The 11,194-nt window shown below is 66.8% G+C and carries 10 protein-coding genes and 2 pseudogenes; 8 read left to right on the top strand and 4 right to left on the bottom strand.

From position 1 onward, the window contains the following. Both ACO1BR_RS42930 and ACO1BR_RS42925 read right to left on the bottom strand, forming a co-directional pair. Positions 1–668, bottom strand: a 668-nt coding sequence (locus ACO1BR_RS42930) for an alpha/beta hydrolase (RefSeq protein ID WP_426800555.1), incomplete at its 3' end; no start/stop codon positions are given. A 383-nt stretch (positions 669–1,051) separates the two neighbouring features. Beyond that, a complete protein-coding gene (locus ACO1BR_RS42925; protein ID WP_426800554.1) occupies positions 1,052–2,131 on the bottom strand; it encodes a PucR family transcriptional regulator in 1,080 nt (359 codons plus the stop codon). Between the two features lie 496 nt (positions 2,132–2,627). On the opposite strand from ACO1BR_RS42925, the gene ACO1BR_RS42920 reads away from it, so the two are divergent. From ACO1BR_RS42920 to ACO1BR_RS42890, 7 genes and pseudogenes are all read left to right on the top strand, one after another. After that, positions 2,628–3,245, top strand: a complete 618-nt coding sequence (locus ACO1BR_RS42920) for an acyl-CoA dehydrogenase family protein (RefSeq protein ID WP_426800553.1) — start codon at positions 2,628–2,630, stop codon at positions 3,243–3,245. Next, positions 3,146–3,904 carry an acyl-CoA dehydrogenase family protein gene (locus tag ACO1BR_RS42915; protein WP_426800552.1) on the top strand — a complete coding sequence of 253 codons (759 nt, stop codon included), beginning with the start codon at positions 3,146–3,148 and terminating at the stop codon, positions 3,902–3,904. The genes ACO1BR_RS42920 and ACO1BR_RS42915 overlap by 100 nt, the downstream gene beginning before the upstream one ends. A 100-nt stretch (positions 3,905–4,004) precedes the next feature. After that, entirely contained in the window at positions 4,005–4,244 is a 240-nt protein-coding gene (locus ACO1BR_RS42910) for a CoA transferase (RefSeq protein ID WP_426800551.1), read from the top strand. Further along, positions 4,205–5,137, top strand: a complete 933-nt coding sequence (locus ACO1BR_RS42905; protein ID WP_426800557.1) for a CaiB/BaiF CoA transferase family protein — start codon at positions 4,205–4,207, stop codon at positions 5,135–5,137. The genes ACO1BR_RS42910 and ACO1BR_RS42905 overlap by 40 nt, the downstream gene beginning before the upstream one ends. A 210-nt stretch (positions 5,138–5,347) precedes the next feature. Beyond that, positions 5,348–6,123, top strand: a pseudogene (locus ACO1BR_RS42900) (crotonase/enoyl-CoA hydratase family protein). Between the two features lie 114 nt (positions 6,124–6,237). Beyond that, positions 6,238–6,965, top strand: a pseudogene (locus tag ACO1BR_RS42895) (acetoacetate decarboxylase); the annotation flags it as partial. A 24-nt stretch (positions 6,966–6,989) separates the two neighbouring features. Further along, positions 6,990–7,958, top strand: a complete 969-nt coding sequence (locus ACO1BR_RS42890; protein ID WP_426800556.1) for a 3-hydroxyacyl-CoA dehydrogenase NAD-binding domain-containing protein — start codon at positions 6,990–6,992, stop codon at positions 7,956–7,958. 511 nt (positions 7,959–8,469) lie between these two features. Here ACO1BR_RS42890 and ACO1BR_RS42885 read toward each other — a convergent pair. Together ACO1BR_RS42885 and ACO1BR_RS42880 are read right to left on the bottom strand one after the other, a co-directional pair. Beyond that, positions 8,470–9,186, bottom strand: coding sequence for a GntR family transcriptional regulator (locus ACO1BR_RS42885; protein WP_426800550.1), 717 nt, complete (start codon positions 9,184–9,186; stop codon positions 8,470–8,472). 273 nt (positions 9,187–9,459) lie between these two features. Continuing rightward, positions 9,460–10,293 carry an alpha/beta fold hydrolase gene (locus ACO1BR_RS42880; protein WP_426800549.1) on the bottom strand — a complete coding sequence of 278 codons (834 nt, stop codon included), beginning with the start codon at positions 10,291–10,293 and terminating at the stop codon, positions 9,460–9,462. A 512-nt stretch (positions 10,294–10,805) separates the two neighbouring features. Here ACO1BR_RS42880 and ACO1BR_RS42875 point away from each other — a divergent pair. Beyond that, positions 10,806–11,194 (top strand): alpha/beta hydrolase fold domain-containing protein (locus ACO1BR_RS42875; RefSeq protein WP_426800548.1); only part of this gene is annotated, 389 nt, incomplete at its 3' end.

Raw genomic sequence — 11,194 nt, 5'->3', positions numbered from 1 at the left:
GTGTAGGCGTCCCAGAACCATTCCATCAGCTTGCGGCTCAGGTAGTAGCCGGTGGCGAACTGGTCGTAGGAACCGGTGTTCATGGCCGCGTCCGTGACCGGGTAGTACATCGACTGCTGTACGAACGTGACGTCGCCGCGCTCCTTGGCCATGAGGGCGAGCGCGGCGGTCATGTTCCCGCCGACCGATTCCCCGGCCACTGCCATGCGCTGCGCATCCAGCCCCTTGGACGCCCCCTCGCGGACGATCCACTGCGCGGTGGCGTAGCCCTGCTCGATGGCGACCGGATAGCGCGCCTCGGGCGACGGCGTGTACTCCACGAAAGCCACTGCCGCACGGGCGCCTACCGCCAACTCGCGCACCAGGCGGTCGTGAGTACCGGCATTGCCCAGCACCCAGCCACCGCCGTGCATGTACAACACGACGGGCAGCGTTCCGGTGGCGCCCTGCGGCTTGACGATGCGTACCCGTACATCGCCCACCGCTGCCGGAACCGAAACCCACTCCTCGTCGACCGGCAGCTTGTCGACTGGCGCGGCCTGGAGGTCGTCGAGCACCTTGCGCGCTGCGGCCGGAACCAGTTCGTACAGGAACGGATGTTGCGAGGTGGCGTCGGCGAGCTCCTGCGCCTCGGGCTCAAGGACGATTGACGCGGTTTGACCAGCCATGGGGATGCTCCCTGGGAAATCCGAGAAGCGCATGATGACAGGCGCGGGGCGCTGAAAAGCGCCGCGCTGTGCTCGGGCTGCGGGGCGGTCGGCAGAGCCTCCACCCTTACTCAAGCCCCCGATTGGGGATATATCCATTGTAATTGCCCATCCTCCGCAGATGCATTCCGGCGAAATGCTCACCGACAAGCGGATACGCCGACCGACCGTCACTGGGCGGGATCGCGTGTGATGCAAGGGTGAACGCCTCAACGCGGTGGTCCGTCCATCACCGACGGTGGTTGCGATCTGCTGCGCCCCACGGGGTCACGACACTTCAACGCCAACGCAGCCTGGCTGACCCTGAACTCCATGACGTACGGATGAGATCGTCTAATGCGTTGTCATGAGGGGCTCGTGCGGAGGAGAGGCGGGCCGAGATACTGAACTGCGAGCAGCGCTACCTCCAGGTCGGTGCGCCGTTCATAGAGTGGGTGCCCCATGGCCTCTTCGGCCTTTCGGATGCGGTACTGCACGGTGTTCTTGTGGAGGATCTGGCGGCTGGCGGTGGCGTTGTAGCTGCAGCCGGTGGCAAGGAAGATCTGCAAGGTCTCACGGAGTCGTGTGCAGTGCTCGTCATCGACCGCCAGGGGACCGAGGACGCTCCATACCCAGGCGCGCGTGTCGTCGATGTCCATACACATCAATGCGATCGGGGCAACCTGTGCGTACACGGTGACTCGGACGCCCGGCCTCGCCGCCATGGCCAACTCCTGTGCACGCAGCGCCTGGCGATGCGTGCGACGGAAACCTTCGACGCCGGACTCCACGTCCCCCACGGCTGCCCGCGCGGCAGGGTCGCCGTCCTCGACCGCGCTGGACAGCACGTCCCAGGGAACCGCGCGCTGCGAGCCGAAGGGCAGCCAGGACCAGGACAGGGTCTCGTCCCGGGCGACGAACAGCGGCTTGGTACGACACCCCAGCGTTTCGGCGATCCCGCTGGTGAGCCGGTCGAGCCGGGCGAGTCCTTCGTCGCCGTGGGCTCGCCCGGGCAGCCAGAGAACCATCCCGATGTGATGTTGACGCAGCCGGTAGCCGAGGGCTGATTCGGCCCAGTCGGTGTCCACCTGCTTTTCGGCGAGGATCTCTCGTACGCGTCCGGCGCGGACAGCGGTTTGGGTGAGCAGCCAGCGGTCCCGTTCGAGCTGGTAGACCTCGATGACTCGTTCACTGACACGGTCGATGTATCCGAAGCTCGCCTCCAGCATGCGCCGGGTGGTCGCCGCGGAGACGTCCTCATCGGGTTCTTGGCGGTGCAGTTCGTCGAGACACCACTGCACGTACCGGCAGTGACCGATTCGGTAGGCCCTGATGAGCGCACTGATGGGGACATTGCGCTGAGCCAGCCGTCGCGCATAATCCAATGCCGATGCCGGCCCCTCGACATTCTCCAGCGGCATGTCGTTCTCAAAAAGATGCAGCATTGTGGCGATGTTTCCTCGACACTCGATTTCAGAATGTTGAGGATTATCTCGTCGCCTCTGAGCTGTGGGATTTCGGCGAGAATATGCTCCCACACGTCTCGGCTGACTTCCGAGATGTGCGCCGCAACGTTCGACGCCACGACCGACAGGCCTTGCGTGGCAACGAGGCCGCCCCCAGCCATGTCACCACCCTAAGTACTGGTGCGGACCGCTGCCATCCGGCACTTCCGGGCAAAGCCCCTCAGCGGTGCTTCTCAGCGGAGGCATTGGCAGTGTGCGCCAGGGCAGACGGGCGCCTGGCGGTGGACGCGCGGCCTTCCGTGGCCCACTCCTTTCTGTGCCAGGACGGTCACCACACGTGCATTGGGTCGTGCGCACCAATTCCTTGAGAAAGTTCGTGTTCTGCGCCTGATGGCTCCTTTGCGCGTTCTCCTAGCCTTGGTCGAGGGGGCTCCAGAAGGGTGCGGAGGGAAAAACGAAAAGGAGCGTAGGACGGATGAACGCGCAACGCCAGGACACGATGACGCCCGTCGACATCATCACCGTCGGTCCCCGGAACGGGCATCCGGTCGTCCAGCCCCCCGTGCTGGGTGGCCCCGAGTACACGGACTACTACCTGCTGAACGATCTGCTCACGGACGAGCAGCAGGCACTGCGCCGCCGGGTGCGTGACTTCATGGACCGGGAAGTCATCCCGATCATCAACCCCTACTGGGAGCGCGCGGAGTTCCCCCATGAGCTGGTTCCCAAGCTGGCTCAGCTGGGTATCACGGGTTTCCAGATCCTGGGCTACGGCTGTCCGGGGATGAGCAATGTGACGGCCGGGATCGTGATACTCGAACTCGCCCGCGGCGACTTGAGTATCTCCACCTTCTCGGGTGTGCACTCGGCGCTGGCCATGATGTCGATCGCGCTGCTTGGCTCAGAGGAGCAGAAGCAACGTTTCCTGCCGCCGATGGCGCGCCTGGAGAAGATCGGCGCCTTCGGCCTGACCGAACCCGCTCACGGTCGGACGTGGTCAAGCTGGAGACGACCGCGCACCAGGACGGCGGGTCGTACGTGCTCAACGGCCACAAGCGGTGGATCGGCAACGCGACGTTCGCGGACTACGTGATCGTCTGGGCTCGTGGCGACGACGGACACGTCGGCGCGTACGTGGTCGAGAAGGGCACGCCGGGGTTCGACGCCCAGTTCATCGGGGGCAAGACGGCTCTGCGCTGCGTGCAGAACGCACAGATCTCCCTCACAGACGTCCGAGTGCCCGCCGAGAACCGGCTGGCCGAGTCCCACACCTTCCGTGACACCGAGAAGGTCCTGATGGCCTCACGATTCTGTGTGGCCTGGGAGTCCATCGGCGCCGCGATGGCCGGCTACGAGACCGCCCTCGCCTACGCCAAGCAGCGCAAGCAGTTCGGGACGCCGCTGGCGGCCTTCCAGCTCATCCAGTTCCGGCTGGCGCGGATGCTGGCGGACATCACCGACATGGTGTGCATGCAGTACCGGCTCAGCCAGTTGATGGACGAGGGCAAGTTCTCGATGCCGCGGGTCGCGCTGGCCAAGATGCACTACACGGAACGCGCACGGGCCATCCTCGCCGACGCCCGCGACATGCTCGGCGGCAACGGCATCCTGCTCGACTACAACGTGGCACGGCAGCTGTGCGACATCGAGGCCATCGACACGTACGAGGGCACCGACACGGTGCAGGCACTGATCGTCGGCCGCGACATCACCGGACTCAACGCCTTCGCCCCCGCGCCCCCCGGCCACTGACACCCGCGCGCCGCCCGGCCCTCGGCGGCCCACAGGCAGACAGCACCACGGAGGAGGGCAACGACCCCCAGACGGACATCCGGCGGAAGAGGAACCAGCCATGGAGAACACGCCCTTGCTGGAGGGACTGCATGTCGTCGATCTCCCCAGCTTCATCGCCGGACCAGCCGCCGCCACCGTGCTCGGTGACTTCGGGGCTGACGTCGTCAAGGTCGAACCACCACACACCGGCGACAGCTACCGCGCCCTCAGCCGCGCCCCCCCAACCCCTACGTCGACGGGGTCAATTACCCCTGGCAACTGGACAACCGCAACAAGCGCAGCATCGAGCTCAACCTGAAGTCGCCCGGCGCCCGGCCCGTACTTGAGCGGCTGGTGCGGTGGGCCGACGTCCTGGTCACCAACTTCCCGCCCCACACCCGGGCCAAGCTGGGCCTGGAATACGACGATCTGTCCCCCCTCAACCCCCGGCTGATCTACGCCGACGTCACCGGCTTCGGCGAGCAGGGCCCCGAAGCACACCTGCCCGGCTTCGACGTCACCGCATTCTGGGCACGCAGCGGCCTGATGGACGTCACCCGCCAACGCGGCGCACCCCCGACCATGAACGCGTTCGGCTCCGGCGACCACCCCACGGCGATCAGCCTGTTCGCCGGAATCATGACCGCCCTCTACCGGCGCGAGAAGACCGGTCAGGGCGCGCGCGTCACCGCGTCCCTGATCGCCGAAGGCGCCTGGTCGGCCAGCATGTGGCTGCAGGCCGTCCTGCTCGGTGCGAAAACCCCCCGCCCCCTCGACCGCTCCGACCCACCGAACGCCCTGGCCAACGCGTACCGCACCGCGGACGACCGCTGGATCCTGCTCGCATTCGCCAACGAAGACAAGCAAGTCCCCCTCTTCCTCAAGGCCATCGGCCACCCCGAGGCCGCCGAGGACCCCCGCTTCCAGGACACCGCCAGCCGCCGCGCCCACGCCTCCGAGATCGTCGACCTGCTGGACAAGCGGTTCGCCACCCGTCCGCTGGCCGAATGGCGCGAGGTACTCGACGCCGCCGGCCTCACCTACGGAGTCGTCCAGACACTCCAAGAATCGCCCACGACCCCCAACTCCTGCCAACCAGGTCCTCGTGCCGATCGACGACGGCAGCAGCGAGCCACACCTGACCGTCAACAGCCCCGTGCACCTGGACCAGGAGCAGAAGGTCCCCCCACACCCAGCACCCGACCTGGGTGAACACACCGAAGCTGTCCTCACAGAACTCGGCTTCGACGCCGACGACATCGCATCCCTGCGGACCGCCGAAGCGATCCCGCACCAGCAGTGAACCGAAACCCACAGCACCCGACACCACGCGACGAGCACCTCGGCACCGCGGACGAAGAGCCCTGTGCCCTCAGCGGTCAACGTCCCACCCCTGCACAGGGAAGACAAGGAACCACCACCATGCCCACCACCGACGCCCCCACCGTGCATACCGGAGAACACGACGGCATCCTCGTGATCACCATCGATCGGCCGAAGGTACGCAACGCCGTCGACGGCGCCACCGCACGGGCGTTGGCTGACGCGTTCGACCAACTCGACGCCCGTGACGACCTGGTAGTCGGCGTGCTCACCGGCTCCGGCGGCACCTTCAGCGCAGGCATGGACCTCAAGGCGTACGCGGCCGGAGACACCCCCGTCATACCCGGGCGCGGCTTCGCGGGCCTCACCCGCTCCCAACCCCGCACCGCGCTCATCGCGGCCGTCGAGGGCTGGGCCCTGGGCGGCGGCACCGAGATGGCACTCGCCTGCGACCTGATCGTGGCCGCCGAGAACGCCACCTTCGGCCTCACCGAGGTCACCTTCGGCCTCGTCCCCCTGAAGGGGGCATCGTGCGCCTACCCGAACGCATCCCCCGCAACATCGCCCTGGAGATCCTCCTCACCGGCGAACCCCTGCCCGCCGCACGAGCCGAACAGCTCGGCCTCGTCAACCACCTCACCCCACCCGGCCAGGCCCTCGACAAGGCCCTGGAACTCGCCCACCTCATCGCGCGCAACGCCCCGCTGTCCATCGCCGCCGTCAAACGCGCGGTCAACGAGCGGACCGCCTACGGCGACCAGGACGCCTTCCGCCAACAGGACCAGCTCGTCGCACCGGTCCTCGCCTCCCACGACGCACAGGAAGGAGCGCACGCCTTCGCCGAAAAGCGCTCGCCTCACTGGGAAGGCCGCTGACCCGGCCCCCGGTGGGCCCTCGTGGCGCGCGCCCGCCGCAGCCCGCCCAGCCGACTCGTTCCACGGCCGAACGGGACCACCGATTCGCACACCACGCAGAACTCAGGTCCGACCATGCGCATCCAAGACGTGCGACAACAACTGACGACCCCGCTGGACGCCCCAGCCTTCCCTCCCGGCCCCTACCGCTTCACCGACCGGGAGTACCTCACCATCACCTACCGCACCGCCCCCAGGCCCCTGGAGCGCCTGGTCCCCGAGCCCCTTCACGTCGCCGAACCGACCGTGCGCTTCGAGGTCATGCGGATGCCCGACACCACCGGACTGGGCGACTACACCGAGGCCGGCCAGGTGCTCTTCGTCGACTACGAAGGCGAGCGCGGCGAATACAACCTCGCGATGTACGTGAACGGCTTCCCCGCCATCGCCAGCGGCCGCGAGATCAGCGCCTTCCCCAAGAAACTCGGTGCCCCCTCGCTCACCGTCGACTCCGACACCCTGGTCGGCACCCTCGACTACGGCTCGCTACGGGTGGCCACCGCCACCATGGGCTACAAGCACGCCCCGGTGGACGCGAACCAAGCACGCGACGAGATCTGCGCCCCACCTTCATGCTGAAACTCCTGCCCGGATACGACGGCAGACCACGCATCTGCGAACTCGTCCGCACCCAGATCACCGACATCACCGTCGAAGGCGCCTGGACCGGCCTCGCCCGACTACAGCTCTTCCAGCATGCCTTGGCACCCCTGGCCGACCTGCCCGTCCTGGAAATCCTCTCGGCCCGCCACGTCCTCACCGACCTCACCCTCACACCCCCCGAGGTCGTCCACGACTACCTCAACCACTGCCCCCCGGGAACCACCATGAACACCGCCCCTGCCCCGGCCGGCACCACCCTGGACACCTACCGGCACGTCACCGTCGTCGGCGCCGGCGTCATCGGAGCATCCTGGGCCGCCCTCTTCCTCGCCCGGGGCCTGACCGTCACCGTCAACGCCCCACTCCCCGACGCCGAGAGGCAAGTACGAGACCAACTGCGCGACATCACCCCGGCACTGAGCGCGCTCGGCCTGCCCACCACGGGCCTCACCCGCAACCTGCGCTTCGAACCCGACCTCCGCACAGCCGTCGCGAACGCCGACGTCGTCCAGGAAAACGGCCCCGAACGCCTCGACTTCAAACAAGACCTCTTTGCCCGCATCGAGCAAGCCACCCGCCCCGACACGCTGCTGCTCACCTCGACCTCGGGCATCCGCGCCACCGACATCGCCGAAGCGATGAAACAGTCCGGACGGCTCGTCGTCGGCCACCCCTTCAACCCGCCGCACCTCGTCCCGCTCGTAGAGGTCGTCCCCGGTGAGAAGACCGATCCGACCGCCGTCGAGCGCGCCGTCGCCTTCTACACCGCACTCGGCAAGAAGCCACAGGTCCTACGCAAAGAAGTGCCAGGATTCGTCGCCAACCGATTGCAGGCGGCGCTCTTCCGCGAGGCAATCCACCTCGTCACCCAAGGAGTGGTGACCGAGTCGCAACTCGATGACATCGTCACCTCCTCCATCGGCCTACGCTGGGCCGTCGAAGGCCCCTTCCGCACCTTCGCCCTCGGCGGCGGCCCCGGCGGCCTGCCGCACTTCCTGGAACACCTCGGCCCCAGCCTTCAGAGCCTGTGGAACGACCTCGGCACCCCCACCTTCGACGAACCCACCGTCAAACTCCTCTCCCAACAGGCCGTCAGCGACGAGCCGATCGACACACTGGCAGCCGAACGCGACCAAGCACAGATCAAAGTGATGCGCGCGCTGAGCAAGGTTCCGCACCACGCTTCGGCGTGAGCCCCGTACGACGGTTCACCTGTCGCACCATCCCCCACTCGTGCTGGATACAAGAACGCGGCTCAGCAACGGCAGATGGCCGTTTCCGCGAGCTCACCGTCTACGTTGATCCGGGTGCAACCCCGTCCCTGCTCCGGCCCTGGAGGGCGTGTACGGAACTTGGCCCTGTCGCACATCCGTTGGTCGCGGAGCGTCGCCGACCTAACCATCGGCACAGTTCAGATCCTGGTAGGCGCTCTGGCCTGGAGGTTCGCCGGCTGGCCTGCGGACACGGGGGTGAGCGGCTCGCACTCGACGGACATCTGGCAGGCGGGCTGACACCTCGCTTGGGTGCTACTCGGCCCCATGGGGCTGCGGCTTTTTCGTGTCGCCAGCTCCACGGGCACGACATGACGCCCCGTTACCACCGGATATGCGACAGAGCCGTTGACCGTACAGACCCGTCCAGAAGGCGGCCTGAGCCAGGAAGCCCCTCCCCGAAGAAAGGGGATCCGCAGTCAACGGAGACGTCTCATCGGGAGCTGGTGATGCTGGCCTCGCCGATCGACGGGCTGGCCATGAGCGCGTCGATGATCTGCTGCTGAGAGGTTCGCGTGCGATTGTCCATGGCGGCTCGGGCCGCGACCGGATCGCGGTCGCGGACCGATTCCCAGACCGCGCGTCGTTGATGCGCGGCTGATGCCGAGAACGGAAGCGATCCCAAGGTGATCCGTAGAACTCGTTCCAGCTCGTCGAAGACCTGGATGACCGACCGGGCCAGCCTGTCGTTGCCGCAGTTGTCGGCGATGATCGCGTCGAACTCCAAGGTGGCGCGGAGGAATGCCTCGATGCTCTCTGTATCCCGTAGCTCGTAGGACTGGCCGAGCAGTTCTTCCATCCGGGCGAGATCATCCTGCGGGCAGCCGCGCTCTGCCGCGAGGGCAGCGGTCTCCGTCTCCAGAAGCCGGCGGAAGGCGCACAGATCGCGTGTCCCCTTCAAAGTCACAGGCAGGATCCGGTATCCCGAGCGGGGGAGCACATCGACCAGCCCATCGCGCTGCAGCCGGGTCAGAGCCTCTCTCACCGGCATGGTGCCGGCGTCGGTCAGCCGCGTCAGATCCGTCTTGGTGACATGGGCGCCGGGCGCCAGGTCAAGCTCGATGATCCGCCGCTTGATCGCGAGATATGCGCGCTCGGTGGCGCTCAGGCTGGGGTGGTCCGTGCGGAGGATGGCGGGCAGATACTTCACGAATCCATCCTAGGGATTTGATATCCCAGTCAGAAGTTCTTGGATCTTAGCGGTCTGTGCAGCCGCAGGTGGCGGCCGACGCCGTAAAGGTGGCCCGCGAGACGCCGGCCTCGATCGTCTTCGCGGCCGGCTGTCGGCTGCGCCTCGTGGCAGTTGCCGCCGCTGGCCGGTCTTGCCTGGCCCCTTTGTTGGCACTTTCCTCGCCGGACCTCGCGGGGGCGCAATCGAACCCGTCGGCCCGAGGGCGGCGAAACAAGGGACCAGAGCAAACGATCAGTCCGCCGTTGCCGTCAGCTGCTTCGCAAAAGTGTCTGCGACCTGCGCAACCCACTCCGGATTCTCAAGCGGCGGGTAATGCCCGATGTCAGGCACCCGCAACAGCTGCGCCGCCGAGCCCATCTCGGCGACCGTGTCATCGACCAGCTCATCCTGCACGAAGAAGTCGTCGGTGCCCTGCACGAGCAGGACCGGGCACCGCACATCGCCGAGGCGGCCGCGCAGGTCGTGGGAAGCCCACGCCTGACCGTCGAACTGACCGGCCTGCTGGGATGTGCTGCGCTGAAGCCACCTCAGCTCGGTTTCCTGCTCGGCTGTCAGCTTCTTGCTCGCCGAGGCCACCGCCGCATACTCAAGGTGATCCGTCCAGTCGGCATCGGGCGCGCTTGTCCGACCTGCCAGCAACGCGGCAGCCTCGGCCGACAGCGGTGTCCACGACGCTGCTTGCATCGCGACGACACCTCGATAGCTCTCTCCGTGGTGAGCGGCAAGATCCAGTGCCGTCAGGCCTCCGACAGAGGCGCCGAGCACAAAGGGTGAGATTCCAGGCAGCACCGTGCGCACGAACGCGTGCACGAACTCGGCGTGGTCGTGAATGGAAGTCCCCGGCTGCCACTGCGCCGGGTAGGAACGGCAGTGCCCGGGAAGATCGGGCGCGATCGCGCGATATCCGCGTTCAGCGAGCAACGGCAGAAGGTGCCGGTAGATCCGAGAGTCCGTGGCCCCCGGGTGAATGCACACGATCGGGACGCCTTCGCCGGCCTCGTCGAAGTAGGTTCGTGCACCGTTGACCGCGACATAGCGGCCCGTGATCGGTTCGAAGGTCGTCATCGCTCAACTCCTTGCTGGTCGCATACAGGGATTTTTCGGCCACATGGCAGCGGCCCACCGGCAGCATTAAGGCATCTGAGATCTCTATGAAGCAAGTTGAGATCTTAGACCCCTGCCCGGCGACCACGGCGCCGAAAGCTCCGGGACGCGCTGTAGGCGGTTGATAACTGGGCTCGCGGGTCAGCGGGGGCGGTGAGGGGTGCTGTTGAGCCGGGTCATCAACTCGCGGTTAGTGGCTCGGGATGCCTGGAGGTCTTCTTCGCGCTCGGAGAGCTGGTCGCGGAGCTCGGCGACGTGTTGTTCAAGGTGGTCGATCTCCCGCTGGAGGGGGTCTGTGTCGGTGGGAGCGCCGAGGCCATTGACGCGCCAGGCGTCTTGGCCAAAAGCTTCGGACAGGCGTTGTTCGAGGCGGGCCACGTGGCCCGCAAGGCGTGTGTTGCGTTCGGTGCGGTTGGCCAGATCGCTCAGCAGGGAGTTCCGGCTGCCCTGCGGTCCGGTGGTGTTGTTGGTGGTTGGGCGGCCTTGGCTGCTACGGCTGCGTGGAGGTCGCCGCGGTCGGCGCCCGTGCGGCAGTGGCTTTCGTGGAGTACACGCCGTCGCCCGAGGCGCACTATCCGGTCGCCATCGAGCAGGGCTACGCCACCGCGCAGTGGATCGTCCGCGAGGGGGCGTCCAAGGGGCTGGATGCACAGCGCATGGCAGTGGCCGGGGAATCGGTCGGCGGGAACATGACCGCCGCACTCGCCCTCATGGCCAAGGAGCGCGGTGACGTCACGTTCGTACAGCAGTCGATGTACTACCCGGTCACGGACGCGGCCATGGACACCGGTTCCTACGACCAGTTCGCCACCGGCTACTACCTGAGCCGCAAGCTGATGGAATGGTTCTGGGACGCCTACAC

The sequence above is a fragment of the Streptomyces sp. YGL11-2 genome, from assembly GCF_050054615.1.
Lineage (GTDB): Bacteria > Actinomycetota > Actinomycetes > Streptomycetales > Streptomycetaceae > Streptomyces.
The sequence above is the reverse complement of the archived record's forward strand: the minus strand, read 5'-3'. Positions and strand labels throughout refer to the sequence as shown.